The sequence below is a fragment of the Chromobacterium sp. Rain0013 genome, from assembly GCF_015291765.1.
Lineage (GTDB): Bacteria > Pseudomonadota > Gammaproteobacteria > Burkholderiales > Chromobacteriaceae > Chromobacterium > Chromobacterium haemolyticum.
This window is the reverse complement of the sequence record NZ_CP031514.1, coordinates 560,117-581,082: the sequence shown is the minus strand read 5'-3', so window position 1 is coordinate 581,082 and position 20,966 is coordinate 560,117. Positions and strand designations below refer to the sequence as shown.

Sequence of the window (20,966 nt, the reverse complement as noted above, 5' to 3'; positions counted from 1 at the left end):
TTTGTACCAGTTTATGTCTGGTGGCCATAGCGAGGTGGTCCCACGCCTTCCCATCCCGAACAGGACCGTGAAACGCCTTAGCGCCGATGATAGTGTGGCATTCGCCATGTGAAAGTAGGACACCGCCAGACGCCCGATTGCGAAGCCCAGCTCAGACGAGCTGGGCTTTTGCATTGGTGTTCAGACCTTGCCAAGCCTCCCCATGGGAGGCTTTCGTGCGTTTGCAGGGCTCAGTAGTAACTGACGACCAATTGGCCGCGCTGGCTGTTTTTGGGCGTGGCGATGCTGAAGCTGCGCAGATTATCGCTGCGACCCAGGTCGTAGCCGTTCGCGGCGGCTTGGCTGCTGGATTTTGCGTCGGCGTTGGCCCGCACAAGAAGGTTCTCGCCGTTGGTCGCGAGGGCCTGGATGTGGACCGGCGCTTTGCATTTGCCGACTTCCAGCCGACTAGGGCCATTGAGGCCGCTGGGCGCGTTGAGCGCGAGTGGACATTGAGCCTCGACGATGCGGCCGTTGAAGATGATGACGCCGCCGTCGGCCAGTGCGACCGACGACAGCAGCAGGCAAGCCATGGCGGCAAGCGACGCTGGTTGTTTCATATGAATACCCCGTTTGATCGAATAAGCTTGTTCCCAACGGCTCTGGCGGCCGTTGTGGCGGTGTGGCCTTCTAGATATAGGCGGTATCCAGTTTGATTCCAGCAAAAAATTAATATGTTAAAACCGCGTTTAATAGTAAATATCTATAAAAGTTACAAATCAAGCCTTTATTAATCCAACATTGTTTAAAATTTGCGTGACAAAAGCCGCTCTCCGGTTTCGGATGAGCGGCTTTTTGCATTCAAGTGACTGGGAGGCGCTCAGCTGGCCTGGCTGGCTCGTTGTTCCTGCTCCCGCTGGCGTTCCGTTTTGATGATTTTGTAGATCCATTGCAGCGAGACGCCGTAACGACGTGCCAGTTCGGCGTGGTTGCCGCCGGTGAATTCCCGGTAGATCTGCTGGTCGCGCTGGGAGGATTTATAGGACAGGCCAATGGGGAAATAGATGTTCTGTCCGCCCCAGTGCTTGGCCATGCGTTCGGCGATTTCCTGGCCCAGTTGTTCCGCTTGCTGCTGCTCGGTGTTGGCGAGCTGCCTCAGCGTCATGGCCACGTGTTGTGCCAGATCTACGAGCAGTTCCGGTCCTTTACTGCGAAAGCGCGCTTGCATGGCGTTGTCCTTTGGCGACGGTGTCGATGAAGGACATTATCGTCGTCTTCGCGCGCGCGGCCCGGATGACGCGTGTCAGCGCCGACGGAGGCGCATTGGCGGCCGCTTTTCTGTAAAGCGCGTTAAAAGACCGCCAGGACCCTGGTGGCGCATCCTTGCCCTCGTTCGATGGCCAGGCGCCGTCGGCAACCGTCATTGCGAGTGATCTCGCCTTTCTTCCCACGATGTCCAGGAGCCCGCCCGTGGCCAGCACTTCCCAAATTGTTGACGCGCTGTTGGCGCGTTTGCGCGGCGCTTTGCCGTCATTGAGCGTCGAGCATTGCGCCGCTCCGGCCGATTACCGGCTTGAACATCCGCAAGGCGCGCTCTTGTTGAGCTACCGCGGCAGCCAATTCGCCTTGCCTCGCGATGTAGCCGGAGTTTGCCAGCAGCGCACGCTGCAGCTGGAGCTGACGCTGCTGCTGCGGCGCGCCAGCGCGCAACTCAACGATACGGAAGCGCTGGACGCGGCGCGGAGCGCCTGCCTGGGATTCCCCGCGCCGGATTGCCGACCCGCCTGCTTATCGAGCGAAACCTTTTTGGGCTTCAGCGACGGTATCGCCCGTTACGCCATTTCGCTGGCCGCCGACACCTTGCAGGTGGCGGAGGCGGCCCCGGGGCATGAGCCTGTGTTAACCGCAGTCACTAAGGAGGAGCAGTCATGAAGTACTTGTATTCCGGGCCGATCAGCGGCGTCACTCTGGCCGACGGCCAGGAAATCATGTTGTTTCCCGGCGCTGAGGTGGAGATGCCGGAACAGCACGATTACACCCGCATGCTGTTGGCCTTGCAGCATCTGAGCCCGTTGCCGCAAGCGGCGACGGCATCGACGTCCCCTAGCGCTGAACAAGGAGCTTGAGCATGGCAGCCAATTATCTGCATGGCGTGGAAACCATTGAAGTCGAACGCGGCGCGCGCCCGGTACGCACCGTCAAATCGGCGGTGATCGGCCTGATCGGCACCGCGCCGACGGCGCCGGAGGCGGCCCATACCCCGGTGTTGTGCCTGTCGGAAAAAGACGCGGCGGCTTTTGGCCCGCAACTGGCCGGCTTTACCATTCCGCAAGCGTTGAATGCGATCTACGATCACGGCGCCGGCACCGTGGTGGTGATCAACGTGCTGGACCCGGCCGTGCATAAAACCGCGGTGGCCGGCGAGGCGGTGACGCTGGACGCGGCCACCGGCCAGGGCAAAACCGCCAAGGCGGCGCTGTTGAACGTGGCGGTGAAGAGCGCCGACGGCGCCACCGCTTACGCGCTTGGGACCGACTACCTGCTGGATGCGGTCAACGGCAAGATCACGCGTGTGAAAGACGGCGCCATCGCCGCGGGCGCGGTGCTGAAGGTCAGCTACGATTACGCCGACCCGAGCAAGATCACCGCCGCCGACATCATCGGCGCGGTCAACGCCGCCGGCAACCGCACCGGTCTGAAGGCCTTGCAGGACACTTACAACCGTTTTGGCTTCTTCGCCAAGCTGCTGATCGCTCCGGGCTTCTGCACGCAGAACTCGGTGGCCAGCGCCATGGCCGCCATGGCAGACAAGCTGGACGCCATCGCCTATGTCGACGCGCCGATCGGCACCAGCTTCGCCCAGGCGCAAGCCGGCCGCGGTCCGGCGGGCGGCATCAACTTCAACACGTCCAGCGACCGCGTGCGCCTGTGCTATCCGCACGTCAAGGTATATGACCCGGCCACCAACGACACTCGCCTGGAGCCGCTGTCGGCCCGCGCCGCCGGCCTGCGCGCCAAGGTGGACAACGACAAGGGCTTCTGGTGGTCCAGTTCCAACCAGGAACTGGCCGGCGTCATCGGCGTGGAGCGTCAGCTGACCGCGATGATCGACGATCCTCAGTCCGAGGTGAACCTGTTGAACGAGCAGGGCATCACCACGGTGTTCTCCAGCTTTGGCTCCGGCTTCCGTCTGTGGGGCAACCGCACCGCCGCCTGGCCCACTGTCAGCCATATGCGCAACTTCGAGAACGTGCGCCGCACCGGCGACGTGATCAATGAGTCGATTCGCTATTTCAGCCAGCAGTTCATCGATATGCCGCTGAACCAGGCCACCATCGACGCGCTGGTGGAATCGGTGAACGGCTACGGCCGCAAGCTGATTGGCGACGGCGCGCTGCTGGGCTTCAAAGCCTGGTTCGACACGGCGCGCAATCCGGAAACCGAGCTGGCCGCCGGCCACCTGCTGATCAGCTACAAGTACACGGTGCCGCCGCCGCTGGAACGTCTGACCTTTGAAACCGAGATCACCTCGGAATACCTGTTGAGCCTGAAGGGAGGCAATTGATCATGGCAGGCAAGATTGAAATCAACCGCATCACCAACGCCAACATCTATATCAACGGCAACTCGCTGCTGGGTCGCGCCGAGGAGATCAAGCTGCCGGACGTGTCCGCCATCATGCAGGAGCATAAGGCGCTGGGCATGGTGGGCAAGATCGAGCTGCCGGCCGGTTTTGACAAGCTGGAGGGCGAGATCAAGTGGAACTCGCTGTACAAGGACGTGGCCAAGATCATCGCCAATCCGTTCCAGGCGGTGCAGCTGCAGGCCCGTTCCAGCATCGAGACCTACGGCGCGCAGGGTCGCCTGCAGCAGGTCAGCCTGGTGACCTTCCTGACCGTGATGTTCAAGAAGAATCCGTTGGGCACTTACAAACAGCATGAAAACGCCGATTTCAGCTCCTCCTTCTCCGCCACCTACATCAAGCAGGTAGTGGACGGCGAGGATGTGCTGGAGCTGGACTACCTGGCCAATATCTTCCGGGTGGGCGGCAACGACATGCTGGAACTGTACCGCCGCAATATCGGCGGCTGATGAAGGGCCGGCCGCCGGCCGGCTTGTCGGCACGCTCCCGTTTCCATGAAGGTGGGCCCGGCTTGGCCGGGTCCCGCCGGAGCCACGGCGATTCAGTTTGCAGGCAAGCCGGCTGGCGCTTTCAAGCCTTTCCCTAAAGGGCTTTAACAGACCCGCAGGGCCGTAAACCGGACAATGAAGCTCATCAACCACGCAGTCCGCGACAAGGAGCTCCCATGAAGATCAAACTCAAATACCCGTTCACCAACGCCGCCGGCGAACGCCTGGACAGCCTGGAAATCAGCCGCCTGAAGCGCGCCGACCTCAAGGCCGCCAGCCATCACAGCCAGGACGACGCCGACCAGGAAGATTTTCTGTTCGCGCGCATGACCGGCCTGACCCTGGAAGACATCGACCAGCTCGACATCGCCGACAGCCGCGCGCTGGCGGACTGCTTTCGCGACATGGTGGGCGTCTCCGACGACGCTTAAAGATTTCGACGAAGCGCTGCTGACCGTGCTCGGCCTGCCGCCGTCGGAAATCGACGCGCTGGCGATGGACGACTACTGGTTTTGGTGCGAAGTGGCGGAGCGAGAGGTCCAGCGCCGCCACGAGCGCGAACAACAGTGGCTGGATCGAGACTGATTTTTCCTGCGCCGCGCGTCCGCGCGGCCCGGGGCCGGCCCATCCGTCAGGACGTCCGCCGGCCCCACCCAGAGCCGCCGGAGCTGGTTTGGCGGCCCTCCCCACATACTCACAGGCTAACACCATGGTAAGCGAGTTTTTCATCGGCCTTAAGGTGGGAGCGACGCTGTCCGGGGTCTTCGACAACGCCTTCCGCTCCGCGCGCGCCTCCTTGGACGAACTGGGCAAGACCAGCTTGCGCCTGCGTGACCGCCAGCGAGAGCTGAGCGACAGCGTGGAGCGTTCCCGCAAGGCTTTCGCCGCGCTGGATCTGCCGCAGCTGGAGCGCGACCATCACAAGCTGGAGCTGACGCTGGACCGTTTGCGTCAGCGGCACGACGCCTGGCTGGAAAGCGTCAAACGCGGCCAGGGCGTCAAGCTCGCCCTGCCCGGCGTGTCCCAGGTCAGCGAACTGGTGGCCAAGTGCCGCGTCGAGTTGCAGGCCTCGGTGAAGGTCAAGGCGGTGATCGAAGTGGAACAGCGGGTGCTGGAAAGCCAGGAGCGGCAAAAAGACGCCACCTGCAATCCTCGCCCGCCAACCTGCCCAAAACGGCCGACACCCCGCGGCGATGGCGACGACAAAGCCAAAGACGCGCCCCCCGATCTCGAATCCACTCTCAAGCGTCTGCGCACGCCCGGCATCCAGCGATGGATAGGCGTGGCCGACGCTGTTCAGCTGTCCTCGCGCTGGCTGTCCGACGCCGCCGGCAAAACCCACGAAGTCCTATCCAAAGGCCTGGGCAATAAAGCGCTGCGCTATGTGCACGGCAAGCTCAACCCGCTGCTGGGCGGCAAGCTGCCCAGCGTGGACAGCATGCTCGGGGCGCTGGAAAGCACCCGCGACGCCGGCGACACCATCGCCAAGGGCGCGGCCAGGGTGGGCCGGGCGCTGCGTCGTTACGCCGATGCTCCGGGCAGTGTGCTGGCCAAGATCGCCGCAGCCAGCGAGGCGCTGTTGAAAGAAGACGGCGCCAAGTCTGCCGCGTCGGGCAAGACGGGCGGCGCGGCCGCCAAGGGCAAGGCCGGCGGCGGCAAGATCCGCTCCGCCATTCGGCTATTGCAAGGCCTGCCGGCGCCGGACGCCACGCCCTTGATCGAATTCAACGATAAGCTGGGCAGCATCAGCCGCGATGTGGCGAAGGCGGCCGGCACGGTACACAAGACCTTGTCGCAAGGCATGGGCAACAAGGCGCTGCGCTATGTGCACGGCAAGCTCAATCCGCTGCTGGGCGGCAAGCTGCCCAGCGTGGAAAGCATACTCGGTTCGGTGAAAGCGCTGGAAGAGGGCGCAACCAAGGCCGGCGAGATCAGCGACAAGGTGGGCAAATCGCTGCGCCGCTATCAGGACACCAAGGGCGGCTTGCTGAGCAAACTGTGGGCCGCCGGCACCGAATGGTTCAAGGAAGACAAACCGGGCGCCACCCAGAGCCAGGCCGACAAGCCGGGCGACTGCATGGAGGCCAAGCCCGAGAACTGCTGCTGTTGCTGCCAGCCGGTCACGCGCGACATCGACAAGCCCGGCGACAGCATGGACCCGGACCGGGACGAGCGCAAAAAGGAAGACAAGCGCGATAAGGAGAAAAAGAACGATCGGCGGGAGCGGGGCCGCAAGGAGCGGCGACCCAGACCCAAGCCGCGTCCCAAGCCCAGCCCGAAACGGAGGCCCAGTCCGAGACCTAAGCCCAGTCCGAAGCCGAATCCCAGAAGGAGCCCGCGTCCGCGGCGTTTACCCAAGGGACGTGGCCTGCCCGGCGGCATGGGCGACCTGTTCCGCCGCGGTGCGGCCTTGGCCAAAGCCGGCGTCAAAGGCCTGGGCAATGCGCTTAAGCAAGTGCCGGGCATGTTGCGCGGCGGCGTGCAGAAGACGGGAGACTGGCTGAAGAGCTTGCCGGGCAAGGCCAAGGCCGGCGCGCAGAGCGCGGCCAAGGCGGCGGGCTCCGCGGCGAGCCGCATCGGCGCCGGGATGAAGCGCCTGCCTGGATTGGCGCGCGGCGGCGTCAGCGGCGCGGCCAAGCTGGCCAGGGCGGCGGCCCAGCGGGCGGCTCCGTTGTTGAAGGCGGGGGCTGGCGTGGCCAAGGCCGGCCTCGGCATCGGCAAGGAAGTGTTCAAGCGAACCGGCGGCCTGCTCAAGGCCGGCATCGCCGGCTCGGTGATCACGGTGATGGAGGCCGGCCAGGAAGCCTGGAACGTCAGCAAGTCCAACCGCAGCCAGACAGAGAAGAACAAGGAGTACTGGAAGATAGGCGGCAAGGCTGGCGGCTCCATAGGCGGCGCGGCGATGGGCGCGGCCATCGGCAGCATGATCCTGCCTGGCGTCGGCACTCTGGTGGGTGGGGTCATCGGCCACTTCGCCGGCAAATACGCTGGGGAATGGGCCGGCGGCAAGGTGGGCAACGCCATCCACGGCGCGCCCATGCCCGGCAAGGCCAAGCAGCCGCCCGCCGCGCCGCCGCCCGCGGCTACCCAGCCGCCGTCGCGGCCGCCCAAGGTGGACTTCAACAAGCCGACCGGCATGCGTGGCGGGGGCAACGCGGAAGTGACGGCCAGCGTCTCGGTGTCCGCCCAGGCGGAAGTGCGCGCACGGCAACTGCAACGCCTGCAACAAGGCGTCGCGGCGGCCAAGGCGCCCGCCAAGAACGCCGGCGGCGGGATGAACGTCACCTTTGCGCCGCACATCACCGTTACTGCCAGCGCGGCTGCCACGGTGAAGCAGCAGGTGCAGCAAGCGGTGCAGTTGTCCTACGCCGAGTTTGAACGCCTGATGCGGCGCTACGAGGCGGACAGGCAACGGCGTAGCTATAGCGCCCGCGCTTGAGCCGCGGAGCCTGGCGCGCTCGCGCGCCGGGTCCTCTTTCCACCCATTCGGAGGGCAACCCATGTACGCGGTACTGGGCAATATCGAGTTTGATCTGATCAGTTATTTCGACGGCCTGGAACAGCGCAGCGGCAGCGACTTCGCCGAACACGGCCGCATCGGCGGCAAGCCGGTGCTGCAATTCGTCGGCGACAAGCTGGACGAAATCCGCATCGACCTGGTGCTGCACGCCGCCTACTGCCAGCCGGACGAGGAGTTGCAAAAGCTGCAGGCGGCGAGGCAGCAGCACCAGGCCTTGGCGTTTGTGCTGGGCAACGGCGACTACAAAGGCCGCTTCGTCATCGCCGAACTGCAAAGCACCGGCCGTCAGACCGACCGCAGCGGCAGCCTGTTGGCGGTGGAGGCCCAGCTCAGCCTGCGCGAGTACGGCGGCGACGCCCCGCCCAAGCCCAAGCCGGCGTTGGCCAAGGCCGCGGCCAGCCTGCCCGCGGGCAAGCTCAAATTGCCGGCCGGGCTGGAGCGCTTCAAGGCCGATATCGCCGGCCTGGCCAAGACCGTGGCTCAAGTGAAAAGCGTGGTGGGCAAGGTCAAGACCGTGATCAACACCGCGCGAGAGCTGCGTCAGCTGGCTGGCCGCGACCCGGCAGCGGCTTTGGAAAAGCTGCCCGGCCTGCTCAAGGAGGTGCAGGCGGCGGCGCCCGGATTGCAAGTCAGCGTCGAGCAGATGGCCAAGTTCGAGCAATACAGCAAGCTGGCCGGCGACGCGGTGCGCGTGGGCCAGAGCCTGCAGCAGGCCAAGCTCAATATGACGGCGATGGGCCGGCTGCTGACAGGCACCCCGGCCGGCCAAGTGCTGGACAAGCTGGCCGCCTGCGAAGAAATCAACGGCCGCTCCGAAGTGGCCTTGCGCGAACTGGCCGAGCCGCTGGCCGGCTTGGCCGCCAAGGCCGCGGTGCGGCGCATCCTGAGGTGACGCCATGTTCCTGAACCATGTGACCCAAGAAAACGAACGCTGGGACCAGATCGCCTGGCGCTATTACGGCGATGTCGGCCAAATGGCGCAGCTGATCGCCAACAACGCCCACATCCCCATAGGCGAAACCCTGCCCGCCGGCCTGACCCTGGCCATCCCGGTGCTGGAGGCCGCGGACAGCGAGGCGCTGGAGCAATTGCCGCCGTGGAGGCGCTCATGAGCGACAGCCGCGCGCAGGAGGTGCCGACTCCGGCCTTCGAACTCAGCTACAACGGCAAATCCATCACCGCGGACATCGCCCGCCACGCGCTCAGCGTCAGCTATACCGACCACCTGAGCGGCGAGTCCGACGAACTGGACGTGGAGTTGGAGGACGTTGACGGGCGCTGGCTGGACGGCTGGTATCCGGACAAAGGCGCCACGCTGGCGCTCAAACTGGGCTATCGCGGCGCGGCGCTGGTGGCGGCGGGCAGCTTCGACATCGACGAAGTGGAATACCGCTCGCCGCCGTCCACCGTGCGCATCCGCGCGCTGGCCACCGGCGTGCAGCATCCGCTGCGCACCAAGAACGGCCGCGCCTATGAACAGATCACCTTGCAAGCGCTGGCCCAGCGCGTCGCCAAGCGCCACCGGATGAAGCTGCAGGGCAAGATAGAGACGGTGAACATCGACCGGCTGACCCAGTACCACGAAACCGATCTGCAATTCCTGCAGCGGGTGGCGGACCAGCACGGCTATGTCTGCAAGGTGATGGACAACAACCGCAAGCTGGTGTTTTGGAAACGCAGCGATCTGATGCAAAGCCCCAGCGTGCGTCGTTACACCCCGGCCCAGCTGATGGCCTGGCAGGCGCAGGACCAGCTTAGCAAGGTGCCGGCCCAGGTGGACGTCAGCTATCACGATCCGGCCAAGCGCGCGCTGCGCACCGCCAGCGTGCGCGCCGACGCCAAGGCGCCGGGCGGCAAGGCCAGCAGCGCGGATATCGTCAAGCTCACCCGCAAGGCGGCCGGCAAGCGCCAGGCGGAGCAGATGGCGGCGGCGGAACTGGAACGTCGCCAGTTGGAGCGCACCCGCATGTCCATCACCGTGGACGGCTCGCCGCAGTTGGCCGCCGGCAGCAATATCGATCTGGACGGGTTCGGCAAATTGTCCGGCCGCTACCAGATCCAGCGCGCCAGCCACCGCATCAGCCGTCAGGACGGCTATGTCTGCGAACTGGAACTGAAACGGGTGAGCGCCGGCGCCGCCCAAAACACAGCAAACGAGAGGAACAAGCCATGATGGACGTACCCCTGCCGGAAGCGCTGGCCACCCTCAAGTTCGGCAGCGTCTCCGCCGTGGATGCCAATACCCAGCGCGTGCGCGTGCGGCTGCCGGAACTGGGGCGGCTGCGCACTGCCTGGCTGCCGGTGCTCAGCCGCAAGAGCGGCCGCGACAAGGACTACTGGCTGCCGGACATTGGCGAACAAGTGGCGGTGTTGTTGGACGCTCGCGGCGAGGACGGCGTGGTGTTGGGCGCCATCTTCTCCGCCGCCGATGCGGTGCCGGTGGCCAGTGTCGATAAATGGCATCGGCGCTTCGCCGACGGCGCGACGCTGGAGTACGATCGCGCGGCCCATCAGCTCACCGTCAGCGGCGGGGTGCAAAAAGTGGTGGTGGAAGCGGGGGCGGACATTGTCCTCAAGGCGGGTGCCAAGGTCAGCATAGACGCGCCGGCCACGGAGATCAGCGGCACCCTGCTGGTCAAGGGCCTGCTCACCTACCAGGGCGGCTTGAGCGGTTCCGGCGGCAGCGGCGCCAGCTTCTCCGGCAATATCAGCCAGAGCGGCGGCAGCTTCAACAACGCCGGCGGCGACGTGGTGGCCAGCGGCAAGAGCCTGGCCGGCCACGTGCATCCGGCGCCGGGCGGCATGACCGGCGGCCCAGTGTAGGCGTCGCGTTTAGTCTAACCGCAGCGTCAAGCGCCCAGCCCCGATGGCGAGAGCCGTCGGGGCTGGGTTGTTTCATGGGGCAAGAGAATCCGCACCGGCGCACAGTCTGCTGCGCCGGGGGAGCCGCAGCACCGCGGGCATTGCTATGACTTTGCTCGTGCACCACTCGCGCATGCTGATTTCTCTGCCGTTTCCGCCTTGCCTCGTTCTTGGTCATGAGTCCGTGAGCACGTTTTTACAGCAAGCGGTTCAACTCGCTGGCCGCGTTCACCTGCATCGCATGCAGCGGCTCCAGCATGAAGGCGAGGTGGCTGCCGTAAACCCCTGCGTCCTCGCCTTGCCACAGCAACTGCAGGGCCGCGCTGAGGCTATTGTTGGCGGTGTCCAGCTCCGTCAGGTGGCGGCTGGCGATCTGGCGGATGGATTGATGACAGCGGCTCAATTCGTCTATCACCGCATCCAGCATGCCCAGCTCCGCGTGTTGCTGGCGTAGCGCCTGCAATTGGGCAATGGCCTGTCCCAACTGATGAGTGGGTTTGCCTTCGGCGGCAGAGGAGGTGGGGGGGAGGGCCATGATGAAAATTTCCAATTGATGTCGGCGCAGCCTGTCCGGTACCGATCGGAAGCGGGCAAGTCCATGGCGGGGCGGCCTGCCGGCCTGCGTGGGCCGCGTTCCCGGCGCCGGGGAACTCCGGCACGTCGTGAATTGTCGTCCAGCGCCGCGCTTGGGGTCAAGGCCGGAGGAAGCCGCCGCGCCCAAACCGCTTTAGAACCTGTTCACGATCTGCTGCGCTGCGGCGATACGGCGTTAAAAGCAAGCTCAAAATGCTCATGTACCACGTGTACATTCCGCTTTTTCGCTCGTTTTCGCCTTGTCTCGCTCTGGCTCCCGAGCCTTTGAATCCGCGCTTAGTTCGCATCTCACATTTTCCTTTGCGGCTGATCTGGCCGCCAGCTATAACCACACTTGCATGTAATGATAAAAGCATGATTGTTGGTGCGAATTAATACTAAGTGACTATACGTAGTGCGCTGCATCAGAGAGGGCGGGTTCGCCGCCTGTGAAGCGGCGCCGTCCGCAGTCAGCCGGGAAGGGAACGGCCGCCAAGGGGGCGGATGGCACCGGGGTTCCAATACGAAGGAGCACAATCGATGTCATTGCAACAGTCTGTCTCCGTCAGCTCGCGCTGGGGGTGGCTGGTTCTGGCTTGCGCCGCCGCCGGCGTCCAGGCCGCGGACATGCCGGAGGCTTCCGCCGCCGCCGCGCTCAAGGCTTTGAAGAGCACGCCGGCGGGGCGTCACAGCTATTACACCGGCGGGGTGCACAACACCGTCGGCTGTCTGTTGCCGGGCAGCTGCGTCTATCCGCGCAAGCCCGGCGAACCCAGCGATCCGCTGTTTCCTGAATGGTGGGTCAGCGACTGGACCATGTATCGCATCTTCAATCAGGCGGCGATCAAGGAATACCCGCCGCCGTACGCCTCGCCGCCTGCCGGGATGAGCGAGGGCCAGGATTACGAAACGTCCTACGGCGCCAGCTATTACGACTCCAGTTATGTGCCGGCGGACGGCGATGGCCGCGGCGCGATGATGGAGCATTATGAAAAACGCTGCCTGCCCATCTTCCCCGGCAGCAATCATTACAGCTGCTCCTTTGTATCGCTGGGCAACAAGGCTTATTTCCTGCGCTACGCGGACCGGCCCAAGGGCACGCCGCAGTGCTGTCAGTTCTCCTTGGACAACCACCCGCCGCGTCGAGATTTCATCAAGCATCTGCCGTATAACGCCGCGCAGAGCAGCCACTTGAACGGCAGCGTCCAAGCGTACTCGCGCGTGGTGCAGCCGGGCAACATCCTGTTTGGCTACGCCTTCTACAAACAGCCTACGCGCGACGGCGGCAAGGGCGCGCCGTACCGGCACCCGCAGTCCTTCTTCTTCTCCGGCGATCCCGGCTCGCCGCCGGACGCGCCCATGGTCAGCCAGAACTACAGCCACTTCCGCGCGCAGAAACCGGACCCGAAACAGACCTGGATGAAGGTGGCCGAGATGTGCCCGGCCAAGCCGGAATGGTGCTGCCTGTTCGCCACCGATTGCCCGGACAAGGGCAAGGCGGACGCGCCGGCGGCCGACAAGGCCAACGCCCAACCCGACCCGAGCTGGGCCACTTTGCAGCCGTAAAGGAACCGCCATGAGTTATCTCGACTCTCCCCGCATTCACTTTTCCGGCTACTTCCAGTCGGACGTATCCACCGTCAACAACAATGTCTGTTATTACGATTCCGACGCCTTCAAGGAGCAATACCAGCAGTACGGCGACGGGGGCTGGAACCCGCAGGGCACCGCCATTTTCCGCTTCGTCAGTTGCAGCGTCACCGGCGCCAGCCTCAACGGCAAGCCGGTCACCAGCAGCGCGCAGGACCCCATTATCGGCATGGCGATGGAAAATGCGGACTGCCGCGCGCCGGGCAAGATGGCGGACCTGGACCCGCAACAGCAAATGGTGTCCCAGATCTGGGCGCTGCAAGTGCGGCTGACCGATAATGTCGAGCGCGCGCTGTTCATCGGCGACATGCTGCCGGTGGGCTTCATGAATTTATGGAAGCGTCAGCAAACCCAGGCGTTCAACGATCAAACGCTGGCCGCCAACTACCAGTCCATCCTGGAAAACGTGCAATGGCACGGGCACAGCCACTCGCCGGTGCTGGAGGCAATGCGCAAAGCCACCCAGCACGGCCTGCTGGCCATCGAGTTCAATCTGTTCGGCTACGGTCGCGACCCCTCTATTCCACGCTACACCCAGGGCCACATCGTCGGCACCATCGGCCCCTACCATGAGCGGGAGCCCAAGCATTTCATCTTGGGCCGGCAAATGACGGCGCAGGTGGACAGCAACAATATGATGAAGCCGACTGGAGGGGTTTACAGCTTCCAGTGCAAGAATCATCCGGACCGTCAAACCCTGACCGCGGACTTTGGCAACGCGCTGCCCATCATTGACGCCAGCGGCGCCTTCGTTGATCTGGGGCCGTTGACCATGGCGGTGTTGAAACAGCCGGCGCATGCGCCAATCAGCGGCACGCTGGCCAAGGACCAGGTCATCGTGCTGGGCCAACTGGCCTACGACCCGCCACAGCCGGGCGCGGCGGCCAGCGACGAGCCGTCCGAGTGGTTTCGCCAGACCGCGGCGATCCAGGACTTCGACTATGCAGCCATCCCCGGCGCCCGGCAGGCGCTGGAAGCCTGTCCGCTGTTGTTGCTGAGCCCGGCCGACGACGGCTATCAGGTGCTGGTGCAAGAATCCATAGACGGTCTCTACGTGCGTTCCGACGAGCATGTGCTGCGGCTGAACGCCGGTCAGCAGCTTCCGGTCAGCTTCTTCGCCAGCCGCTACGGCCAGCCGCTGTCCGCCGAAGTCGACGTAGGCTTGCTGCCCAAGGACAAGAACCCAATGGGCGGCGGCAATGCTTTGCCGCCGTCGCCGCCCAACAACAAACCGGTGCTGCCGCCCAGGATCAGCGTGCCGGTGGACGCGGTGCAGTATCCGGCTTCCATCCACACCAACGACAGCGGTCATGGCCGGGCGGTGATCAGCGCGATTCCGGCCGGGCCGGGCAATCCGCGCGGCTATATCGACGGCCAGCTCTACGGCATTGGCTACCAGTTGCGGCTGCAGCCGCAAGACTACACCGACAACCCTTGGAATTTCGTCAGCGTGCTGGCCTTCGACCGCGTGCCGGTGCCGGAACATCCCACCTGGTACGACGATATCCGGCCCATCTTCGTCCAGTACGGCAACCTCTATCCCATCATGAGCAAATACGTGGTGGATCTGGGCGATTACGACTCCGTGGTGCGCCATGTGGACATCCTCAAACTGGCGTTCGCCCTGCCGATGAGCGACCCCAACCACATGCCGGTGACTCGCGACCTGTCCGACGACAAGCGCGCCATCATCCTCAAATGGTTGAAGCAGACGGATGCCCAGGGCAAACCGCTCAAGGGCGCGCCGCTGCTCAAGGCCGCCGCCGTGCCCGCGCCGCGGGAGGTGGATACCGATGCGGTGGCGGTGGCGTTGGACGATCTGCAAATCGCCGGCAAGAGCGCGGTGGTGTTGCAACTCCAGGCGCGACGCAAAGCCGCGTCGTCCAAGGATTGAGGGAGAACAGGCCATGATTCGCTTGCAACGCAGCATCATCCACGGCATCCGCGCCGCCAAGACCGCGGCGGAACTGCACTACTATCTGCAAAACGCGGTGGAGCTGGAGCACGCCACCATTCCCCCCTATCTGACCGCGATGTTTTCGCTGAAGCCGGGCTACAACGTGGAAATCCGCCAGCTGATCCACAGCATCGTGATGCAGGAAATGCTGCACATGTGCATCGCCGGCAACATCCTGATCGCCATCGGCGGCCATCCGCAGATCAACAAGCCGCCGTTCATCCCCAAATATCCGGGGCCGCTGCCAATGTCCATCGGCGGCGACGACTTCATCGTCGGCATCGAACCGTTTTCCAAGGAGCTGGTGTTCAACACCTTCATGGTGATCGAGGAACCGGAAGACCCCGTGCCGGTGGAAACGCCCAAGCTCGCCGCCGAGGAAGAGCCGGACTACGCCACCATCGGCGAGTTCTACGACGCGATCAAAAAGAAGATCAAGGAACTGGGCGACGGCATCTTCATTCCAGCCACCGTGCCCAAGCAGGTGCTGGGCTGGTTCTCGCCGGAGCGCTTGTTCCCCATCACCGACGTGGCCAGCGCCCTGCACGCCATCAACATCATCATCGTTGAAGGCGAGGGCACCAGCACCAACCCGAACCAATCTCCGGGCAACCCGGCGCACTACTACAAGTTCGGTGAAATTTATTATGGCCGCCGCATCGTCAGCACCCCTGACGGCGGCTACGCCTATGCCGGCGCCGAAGTGCCTTACGACCCGGCCGGGGTCTATCCGATGGTGTCCAATCCGCAGGACTACGACTACCAGGACAACACCCAGGCCAAGGTGAGGGTGGAGGCCTTCGCCTACAGCTACAGCAGCCTGCTCAACGCCTTGCACCAGGCCTTTAACGGCGAGCCCAAGCGCATCGATACCGCCATCGGCCTGATGTATGACCTCAAAGTGCAAGCGGTGAGTCTGATGGAAACGCCGGTGGCGCCGGGCAGCGAGAAAACCGCCGGGCCCAGCTATCGCTACGTCAACACGCAGGGGGGGATGGATACCAGCGATTAAACGCCGCCCGCCATTGCGCAAGGCCAAAGCGGTCCGGCGGATGCCGGACCGCGTTTGCCATCTCATCGGAGCAAGCGCACTGGCCGCGGGATACGGAGCCAAGCTTAGGCGAGCCGCAGCGCCGGACCGTCAACGCGCAGCAGATTTAAGAACCGCTAACAAAACCTCGCAGAGAACCTGAGCCAAGGCGTGCCGACGCAGGCAGTACAAAGTGGTACGACAAGGAGGCGCAACGCGGGATCAGGGGTTTTGTTAGCGGGTCGTAAGAGCCGGTTTTTTTTAGGAGCAGAGCCATGCCACTGCCAGTCAGCAAGCCAGACCTCGGCGACGCCGCAAGCGGCCGCCGCGCGGGGGCCATGACCATGCAGCGCTTCAGCGTGCCGTTCGAATACCCGGTGTATTTCGGCCGCGGCCTGCTGAGCGACCCTGGCAACCCGCTGTTGCGGCAAGCCATCTGCCGGCGCGAGCCGGAACGGCGTCATCGGTTCGTGGTTCTGATTGACCAGGACGTGGCCGCCGCCCACCCGCGGCTGCCCGCCGCCTTCGAGCGTTACGCCCGGCGTCACAGCGACGCGCTGGAGCTGGCCGCGCCGCCGCGGCTGACCATGGGCGGCGAAGCTTGCAAGAACGATCCGGAGCAGCTGTTCGCGCTGCAAAGCTGGTTGCAGCAATGCCATGTAGACCGTCACAGCTGCCTGGTCATCGTCGGCGGCGGCGCCCTGCTGGACATGGCCGGCTTTGCCGCGGCCACCACCCACCGCGGCGTGCGCGTGGTGCGCATGCCCACCACCGTGCTGGCGCAGAACGATTCCGGCGTGGGCGTCAAAACCGCGATCAACGCCTTCGGGGCCAAGAACTTCCTCGGCGCCTTCGCGCCGCCGTTCGCCGTGCTCAACGACTACGACTTCATCGCCAGCCTGCCGCGCCGAGACCGCATCGCCGGCATCGCCGAGGCGGTGAAAGTGGCGGCGATACGCGACCGCGCCTTCTTCGACTGGCTGGACGCCAACGCCGAAGCGCTCACCGACGGGGACGACGAAGCGATGCAATGGATGATACGGCGTTGCGCCGAACTGCATCTGAACCACATCGGCCAGGGGGGCGACCCCTTCGAGTTCGGCAGCGCCCGTCCGTTGGACTTCGGCCACTGGGCCGCGCACAAGCTGGAAGCGCTGAGCGCTTACGCCTTGCGCCACGGCGAGGCGGTGGCGATAGGGCTGGCGCTGGACTGCCGCTACGCGGTGTTGGCAGGCCTGCTGCGCGAACCGGCGCAACTGAGTTTGCACCGGCTACTGCTGCGGCTGGGCTTTTCGTTATGGCACCCGGCGTTGGACTGGCGCGACGGCGAGCGTCGCCAGGTGCTGGCCGGGCTGGATGAGTTCCGCGAACACCTAGGCGGCGAACTGACCATCACCCTGCTACAGCGTTTGGGGCAGGGGGTGGAAGTGCACGCCATCGATGCGGATCGAATGAACGCGGCCATAGACTGGCTGCGCGACAGGAGCGAAGACCATGTTGCTGCTTGACCCTCAACAACGGCCGGACAGTCTGCCCGCCGCCACTCTGCCCGCGGTCCACATGAGCTACTGCACCAATATCCACCCCGGCGAAAGCTGGCAGGAAATGCGCGCTCAACTGGGCTTCCACCTGCCGCGGATCAAGGCGCGCGTGGCGCCGGACCGGCCGTTCGGCATTGGGCTGCGGTTGTCCGCGCTGGCCGCGCGCCAATTGGAGGAGGAGCCGGCGCAGGCGGAATTCCGCGATTTTCTGGCGGAACACCAATGCTATGTGTTCACCCTCAACGGCTTCCCCTTTGGCGCCTTCCATCGGCAAGCGGTGAAGGAAGCGGTTTACCTGCCGGACTGGCGGGACCCGCAGCGGCTGAACTACAGCAACCGGCTGGCTCAGCTGCTGGCCGCGCTGCTGCCGCCGGAACTGGAATACGGCAGCGTCAGCACCGTGCCCGGCGGCTATCGCCAACATCTGAGCGGCGACGGCAGCGGCGCGCTGTGGATCGCCACCCATCTGCTGGAGCACGCCGCCTTCCTGCATCGGCTGCGGCAGGACAGCGGCCGCCGCATCGTGCTGGCGCTGGAACCGGAACCGGACTGCCTGCTGGCCACCAGCGAAGACGCTGTCGCCTTCTTCGAGCTGCATCTATTGAGCCGGGCCGCGCTCAACCAAGTGGCCAAATGGTGCAATGTCAAACGCGAAGAAGCCGAAGCCATCGTGCGGCGGCACCTGGGCGTGTGCCTGGACGCCTGCCACGCCGCGGTGGAGTACGAACAGCCGGAAGACGCGGTGGCGCGGCTGGATCAGGCCGGCATCGCCATCGCCAAGCTGCAGCTCAGCGCCGGCCTGCGCGTGACGCGGCCGGACCGGATGGCGGCGGAAGCGCTGCGCGCCTTCGCCGAAGACACCTATCTGCACCAAGTGGTGGCGCGGCGCGGCGACGATCTGTGGCGCTACCCGGACCTGCCGGCGGCGCTGGCGGCTCTGCCGCGACAGCCGGCCGACGAATGGCGCATCCACTTCCATGTGCCCATCTGCCACGCCGCGCTGGCGCCGTTCGCCAGCACCCAGGACTTTCTGTCGCGGTTGCTGGCTCTGCAACGCCAGCGGCCGCTGAGCGGCCACCTGGAAGTGGAAACCTATAGCTGGGGCGTGCTGCCCCCGGCCCACCGTCAGGGCGACCTGGGCGAAGCCATCTGCCGGGAGCTGCAATGGGCGGAGGGCCAGCTGCGATGAGCGGCCAGCGCGCCCTGCCCATTCCCAAGACCAGCGCCCGGCGGAGGCTGTCGCGGCGGCACGCGCGCCAGACCCGCCGGCGCGTGGCCGGGGTCTGGTCGCTGGCGCTGCGGCTGGGCCGGGTATCCAACCTGCCCACGGTGTGGAGCAACGTCCTCGCCGGCGCGGTATTGTCCGGCCACGCCGTGGCCGGCGGGCCGCTGGCCTTGCTGCTGCTGTCGCTGTCCTTGATCTACGTGGCCGGCATGTATCTGAACGATGTCTGCGACCGCCATATCGACGCGCGCGAACGGCCGGAACGGCCGATTCCCGCCGGGCTGGTGTCGGCGCGGCTGGTGTTGCTGGCCGGCGCCGCCCAGCTCGCGGTCGGCGTCGCCCTGTTGGCGGCGCTGGGCCTCCCCGCCTTGTTGGCCGGCCTGTGCCTGGCCGCCACCGTGGTGCTCTACGACCTCTGGCACAAACACAATCCGCTCAGCCCGCTGCTGATGGGTTTGTGCCGGATGCAGGTTTATCTGATCAGCGGCCTGGCGCTGGGCGCTGGAGCTTTATCCGGCCCGCTGTTGCTGGCGGCGCTGGCGCTGCTGGCTTATCTGATCGCACTGACTTACGTGGCCAAGCAGGAAGGCCGCGCCGGGCTGGGGCGGCTGGCGCCGCTGCTGGGCCTGGCCGCGCCGCCGCTCTACCTGCTCAGCCAACCGTTCCAGCCCTGGGCGCTGCCCTTTTTGCTGCTCAGCCTGGGGTGGAGCGCGCATTGCCTGCGGCTGGCCTGGCCCGGACCCGGCCGCGACATGCCGCGCGCCGTCGGCGGCCTGATCGCCGGCATCGCGCTGGCGGACGCTTTGTTCATCGCCGCCGCGGGCCAGCCGCAGTGGGCGGCGTTGGCGGTTTTGGCCGCCTGGCTGACCCGGACATGGCAACGCCGGGTGCCGGGCACTTGAACGGAGAATCTGCGCGATGGAAACGCAAACCATGCTGGCGGATCAATTGCACGCCAGCCTGCTGGACGCGGCGGACCGCCACAACGCCGCCCAGGCGCTGGTGTGGTTGGATGCCTGTCGTCGGCTGACCGCCGATGCGCCGGAGCCCGTCGCCTGTCGCCGCTTGTTTAGCGTGGCCAACCGGCAACTGGCGGCGCTGACCCTGCTGCCCAAGGCCGCGATCAAGGCCTTGCAAGCCCAACGCGTGCTGGCGGCGGAGGCCTGGTCGCCCGGCGACGCCGGCCGCGCCCTGCTGCTGTTGCGGGCCTTGGCCGCCGGCGCGGATCCGGCGCTGGCGTTCGATCTGTATCGCGGCGGCGACAGCCTGGAACAGCAGGCGGTGGTCAAGGCGCTGATCCTGCTGCCCAAGCCGGAAGATTGGCTGGCGCTGGCCACCGACGCCAGCCGCAGCCACGTGGCCGGCGTGTTCCAGGCGCTGGCTTGCGACAACGCCTACCCGGCGCAACAGTTTCCCGATCTCAATTTCAACCAGCTGGTGCTAAAGGCCTTGTTTACCGGCGCGCCGGCGCGGCGTATCGCCGGCCTGGAACGGCGCTGGAGCCCAGAGCTGGAACACATGGTGGCCGCCTACGCCAGCGAGCGACGCGCCGCCGGCCGCAGCGTGTCCGACGACGTCGTTTTCCTACTGCAAGGACTGCATCATGAAAATGTTTGATCCGCACATCCACATGACTTCCCGCACCACCGACGACTACCAGGCGATGAGCCGGGCCGGCATCAGCGTGGTGGTGGAGCCGGCGTTCTGGATGGGCCAGCCGCGGCGGCACGTCGGCAGCTTCGACGACTACTTCCTGTCGCTGCTGGGCTGGGAGCGCTTCCGCGCCGCGCAATTCGGCATCCGCCACTTTTGTACCTTGGGCCTCAACCCCAAGGAAACCAACAACCCGGACGTGGCTGACGGCGTGATGGCGCTGCTGGAGCGCTACTTGGACAAGGACGGCGTGGTGGCGGTGGGGGAAATCGGCTTCGACGACGAAACCCCGGCCGAGGAGCGCTACTTCGCCCGTCAGCTGGAACTAGCGATAGCGTTCGACCTGCCGGCGCTGGTCCACACCCCGCATCGAGACAAAAAGGCGGGCACCCTGCGCAGCCTGGCGCTGGTGCGCGACAGCGGCATTGCGCCGGAGCGGGTGCTGATCGACCACAACACCGAAGAAACCCTGCCGCTGGTTCTGGACTCCGGCTGCTGGGCCGGCCACTCCATCTACCCCAACACCAAGATGGACGAACCGCGGATGGTGGCGCTGGTGCGCCAGTACGGCAGCGAGCGCATCATCATCAACAGCGCCGCCGACTGGGGCGTCAGCGATCCGCTGAAAGTGCCCAAAACCGTAGAGGCGATGCGCGCCGCCGGCATCGCCGAGCGCGACATCGAAACCATCGTCTGGCGCAATCCGCTGGACTTCTTCGCCCAGAGCGGCCGCTTGGACATAGAAGAAGCCAACAGCCCGCTGGCGGTGGACCAGCGCCGGCTGTATCAGGGCAATTCCGTGCTGCGTGGTCAAAATCCGCAGGTGGACATCGTGGAGTGACATC

General features: G+C 65.2%; 23 protein-coding genes and 1 rRNA gene. 20 read left to right on the top strand and 4 right to left on the bottom strand.

The window, feature by feature from the left end; genetic code table 11:
* Positions 1–16: 16 nt before the first annotated feature.
* Positions 17–131 (top strand): 5S ribosomal RNA (gene rrf / locus DXT74_RS02755).
* Between the two features lie 99 nt (positions 132–230).
* On the opposite strand, the gene DXT74_RS02750 is transcribed toward rrf, so the two are convergent.
* The 3 genes from DXT74_RS02750 to DXT74_RS02740 form a co-directional block, all read right to left on the bottom strand.
* On the bottom strand, positions 231–599 hold the full coding sequence (locus DXT74_RS02750; protein ID WP_156038999.1) for a hypothetical protein: 369 nt from the start codon (positions 597–599) through the stop codon (positions 231–233).
* Positions 600–859: 260 nt separating this feature from the next.
* Positions 860–1,207, bottom strand: a complete 348-nt coding sequence (locus tag DXT74_RS02745) for a Mor transcription activator family protein (protein ID WP_114155307.1) — start codon at positions 1,205–1,207, stop codon at positions 860–862.
* The gene (locus DXT74_RS02740; RefSeq protein ID WP_194427267.1) at positions 1,185–1,403 is read right to left on the bottom strand and encodes a hypothetical protein; all 219 of its coding nucleotides are present in this window, start codon (positions 1,401–1,403) and stop codon (positions 1,185–1,187) included. Before DXT74_RS02740 ends, DXT74_RS02745 begins: the two co-directional genes overlap by 23 nt.
* A 46-nt stretch (positions 1,404–1,449) precedes the next feature.
* Between DXT74_RS02740 and DXT74_RS02735 the strand changes: the two genes are divergently transcribed.
* The 11 genes from DXT74_RS02735 to DXT74_RS02685 all read left to right on the top strand — a co-directional run bounded on the left by DXT74_RS02735 (position 1,450) and on the right by DXT74_RS02685 (position 10,453).
* The gene (locus DXT74_RS02735; RefSeq protein WP_043639089.1) at positions 1,450–1,911 is read left to right on the top strand and encodes a Gp37 family protein; all 462 of its coding nucleotides are present in this window, start codon (positions 1,450–1,452) and stop codon (positions 1,909–1,911) included.
* Positions 1,908–2,105 (top strand): hypothetical protein, encoded by a 198-nt coding sequence (locus DXT74_RS02730; RefSeq protein ID WP_043639092.1) that lies wholly within the window; start codon positions 1,908–1,910, stop codon positions 2,103–2,105. The genes DXT74_RS02735 and DXT74_RS02730 overlap by 4 nt, the downstream gene beginning before the upstream one ends.
* Positions 2,106–2,107: 2 nt before the next feature.
* On the top strand, positions 2,108–3,544 hold the full coding sequence (locus DXT74_RS02725; protein ID WP_043639095.1) for a phage tail sheath subtilisin-like domain-containing protein: 1,437 nt from the start codon (positions 2,108–2,110) through the stop codon (positions 3,542–3,544).
* Positions 3,545–3,546: 2 nt separating this feature from the next.
* Positions 3,547–4,071, top strand: a complete 525-nt coding sequence (locus DXT74_RS02720) for a phage major tail tube protein (RefSeq protein ID WP_043592621.1) — start codon at positions 3,547–3,549, stop codon at positions 4,069–4,071.
* Positions 4,072–4,286: 215 nt separating this feature from the next.
* Entirely contained in the window at positions 4,287–4,541 is a 255-nt protein-coding gene (locus DXT74_RS02715; RefSeq protein ID WP_019101636.1) for a phage tail assembly protein, read from the top strand.
* 25 nt (positions 4,542–4,566) lie between these two features.
* Entirely contained in the window at positions 4,567–4,695 is a 129-nt protein-coding gene (locus tag DXT74_RS23005) for a GpE family phage tail protein (protein WP_194427266.1), read from the top strand.
* A gap of 124 nt (positions 4,696–4,819) precedes the next feature.
* On the top strand, positions 4,820–7,549 hold the full coding sequence (locus tag DXT74_RS02705) for a hypothetical protein (protein ID WP_194427265.1): 2,730 nt from the start codon (positions 4,820–4,822) through the stop codon (positions 7,547–7,549).
* Positions 7,550–7,610: 61 nt separating this feature from the next.
* Complete coding sequence (locus DXT74_RS02700; protein ID WP_194427264.1) at positions 7,611–8,522, top strand: phage tail protein; 912 nt, start codon at positions 7,611–7,613, stop codon at positions 8,520–8,522.
* A gap of 4 nt (positions 8,523–8,526) precedes the next feature.
* Entirely contained in the window at positions 8,527–8,742 is a 216-nt protein-coding gene (locus DXT74_RS02695) for a tail protein X (protein ID WP_043639107.1), read from the top strand.
* Positions 8,739–9,803 carry a phage late control D family protein gene (locus DXT74_RS02690; RefSeq protein ID WP_231138260.1) on the top strand — a complete coding sequence of 355 codons (1,065 nt, stop codon included), beginning with the start codon at positions 8,739–8,741 and terminating at the stop codon, positions 9,801–9,803. Before DXT74_RS02695 ends, DXT74_RS02690 begins: the two co-directional genes overlap by 4 nt.
* Positions 9,800–10,453 carry a phage baseplate assembly protein V gene (locus DXT74_RS02685; protein WP_231138259.1) on the top strand — a complete coding sequence of 218 codons (654 nt, stop codon included), beginning with the start codon at positions 9,800–9,802 and terminating at the stop codon, positions 10,451–10,453. The genes DXT74_RS02690 and DXT74_RS02685 overlap by 4 nt, the downstream gene beginning before the upstream one ends.
* A gap of 235 nt (positions 10,454–10,688) precedes the next feature.
* On the opposite strand, the gene DXT74_RS02680 is transcribed toward DXT74_RS02685, so the two are convergent.
* Positions 10,689–11,027, bottom strand: coding sequence for a hypothetical protein (locus tag DXT74_RS02680; protein WP_194427262.1), 339 nt, complete (start codon positions 11,025–11,027; stop codon positions 10,689–10,691).
* A gap of 578 nt (positions 11,028–11,605) precedes the next feature.
* Between DXT74_RS02680 and DXT74_RS02675 the strand changes: the two genes are divergently transcribed.
* The 8 genes from DXT74_RS02675 (at position 11,606) to DXT74_RS02640 (ending at position 20,962) form a co-directional block, all read left to right on the top strand.
* Positions 11,606–12,631 (top strand): hypothetical protein, encoded by a 1,026-nt coding sequence (locus tag DXT74_RS02675; RefSeq protein WP_194427261.1) that lies wholly within the window; start codon positions 11,606–11,608, stop codon positions 12,629–12,631.
* 10 nt (positions 12,632–12,641) lie between these two features.
* Positions 12,642–14,609 carry a hypothetical protein gene (locus DXT74_RS02670; RefSeq protein ID WP_194427260.1) on the top strand — a complete coding sequence of 656 codons (1,968 nt, stop codon included), beginning with the start codon at positions 12,642–12,644 and terminating at the stop codon, positions 14,607–14,609.
* A 13-nt stretch (positions 14,610–14,622) separates the two neighbouring features.
* Complete coding sequence (locus tag DXT74_RS02665; protein ID WP_043639121.1) at positions 14,623–15,684, top strand: ferritin-like protein; 1,062 nt, start codon at positions 14,623–14,625, stop codon at positions 15,682–15,684.
* A 293-nt stretch (positions 15,685–15,977) separates the two neighbouring features.
* Positions 15,978–17,210, top strand: a complete 1,233-nt coding sequence (locus tag DXT74_RS02660) for a 3-dehydroquinate synthase (protein WP_196783816.1) — start codon at positions 15,978–15,980, stop codon at positions 17,208–17,210.
* The gene (gene eboE / locus DXT74_RS02655; protein ID WP_081862692.1) at positions 17,197–18,432 is read left to right on the top strand and encodes a metabolite traffic protein EboE; all 1,236 of its coding nucleotides are present in this window, start codon (positions 17,197–17,199) and stop codon (positions 18,430–18,432) included. The genes DXT74_RS02660 and eboE overlap by 14 nt, the downstream gene beginning before the upstream one ends.
* The gene (locus tag DXT74_RS02650) at positions 18,408–19,370 is read left to right on the top strand and encodes a UbiA family prenyltransferase (RefSeq protein WP_196783815.1); all 963 of its coding nucleotides are present in this window, start codon (positions 18,408–18,410) and stop codon (positions 19,368–19,370) included. The genes eboE and DXT74_RS02650 overlap by 25 nt, the downstream gene beginning before the upstream one ends.
* A 16-nt stretch (positions 19,371–19,386) precedes the next feature.
* On the top strand, positions 19,387–20,085 hold the full coding sequence (locus tag DXT74_RS02645; protein ID WP_194427259.1) for an EboA domain-containing protein: 699 nt from the start codon (positions 19,387–19,389) through the stop codon (positions 20,083–20,085).
* Positions 20,072–20,962: a TatD family hydrolase gene (locus DXT74_RS02640; RefSeq protein ID WP_196783814.1), complete on the top strand. Its 891-nt coding sequence runs from the start codon at positions 20,072–20,074 to the stop codon at positions 20,960–20,962. The genes DXT74_RS02645 and DXT74_RS02640 overlap by 14 nt, the downstream gene beginning before the upstream one ends.
* Positions 20,963–20,966 lie beyond the last annotated feature (4 nt).

Bases quoted from the DNA above. Each gene is read 5' to 3' on its own strand.
- DXT74_RS02725 (WP_043639095.1), top strand. From the start codon at position 2,108: ATGGCAGCCAATTATCTGCATGGCGTGGAAACCATTGAAGTCGAACGC.
- DXT74_RS02690 (WP_231138260.1), top strand. From the start codon at position 8,739: ATGAGCGACAGCCGCGCGCAGGAGGTGCCGACTCCGGCCTTCGAACTC.
- DXT74_RS02660 (WP_196783816.1), top strand. From the start codon at position 15,978: ATGCCACTGCCAGTCAGCAAGCCAGACCTCGGCGACGCCGCAAGCGGC.
- DXT74_RS02685 (WP_231138259.1), top strand. From the start codon at position 9,800: ATGATGGACGTACCCCTGCCGGAAGCGCTGGCCACCCTCAAGTTCGGC.
- DXT74_RS02730 (WP_043639092.1), top strand. From the start codon at position 1,908: ATGAAGTACTTGTATTCCGGGCCGATCAGCGGCGTCACTCTGGCCGAC.
- DXT74_RS02720 (WP_043592621.1), top strand. From the start codon at position 3,547: ATGGCAGGCAAGATTGAAATCAACCGCATCACCAACGCCAACATCTAT.
- DXT74_RS02640 (WP_196783814.1), top strand. From the start codon at position 20,072: ATGAAAATGTTTGATCCGCACATCCACATGACTTCCCGCACCACCGAC.
- DXT74_RS02675 (WP_194427261.1), top strand. From the start codon at position 11,606: ATGTCATTGCAACAGTCTGTCTCCGTCAGCTCGCGCTGGGGGTGGCTG.
- DXT74_RS02715 (WP_019101636.1), top strand. From the start codon at position 4,287: ATGAAGATCAAACTCAAATACCCGTTCACCAACGCCGCCGGCGAACGC.
- DXT74_RS02745 (WP_114155307.1), bottom strand. From the start codon at position 1,207: ATGCAAGCGCGCTTTCGCAGTAAAGGACCGGAACTGCTCGTAGATCTG.
- DXT74_RS02670 (WP_194427260.1), top strand. From the start codon at position 12,642: ATGAGTTATCTCGACTCTCCCCGCATTCACTTTTCCGGCTACTTCCAG.
- DXT74_RS02705 (WP_194427265.1), top strand. From the start codon at position 4,820: ATGGTAAGCGAGTTTTTCATCGGCCTTAAGGTGGGAGCGACGCTGTCC.
- DXT74_RS02750 (WP_156038999.1), bottom strand. From the start codon at position 599: ATGAAACAACCAGCGTCGCTTGCCGCCATGGCTTGCCTGCTGCTGTCG.
- eboE (WP_081862692.1), top strand. From the start codon at position 17,197: ATGTTGCTGCTTGACCCTCAACAACGGCCGGACAGTCTGCCCGCCGCC.
- DXT74_RS02700 (WP_194427264.1), top strand. From the start codon at position 7,611: ATGTACGCGGTACTGGGCAATATCGAGTTTGATCTGATCAGTTATTTC.
- DXT74_RS02695 (WP_043639107.1), top strand. From the start codon at position 8,527: ATGTTCCTGAACCATGTGACCCAAGAAAACGAACGCTGGGACCAGATC.
- DXT74_RS02665 (WP_043639121.1), top strand. From the start codon at position 14,623: ATGATTCGCTTGCAACGCAGCATCATCCACGGCATCCGCGCCGCCAAG.
- DXT74_RS02680 (WP_194427262.1), bottom strand. From the start codon at position 11,027: ATGGCCCTCCCCCCCACCTCCTCTGCCGCCGAAGGCAAACCCACTCAT.
- DXT74_RS02740 (WP_194427267.1), bottom strand. From the start codon at position 1,403: ATGACGGTTGCCGACGGCGCCTGGCCATCGAACGAGGGCAAGGATGCG.
- DXT74_RS02650 (WP_196783815.1), top strand. From the start codon at position 18,408: ATGGGCGGAGGGCCAGCTGCGATGAGCGGCCAGCGCGCCCTGCCCATT.
- DXT74_RS02645 (WP_194427259.1), top strand. From the start codon at position 19,387: ATGGAAACGCAAACCATGCTGGCGGATCAATTGCACGCCAGCCTGCTG.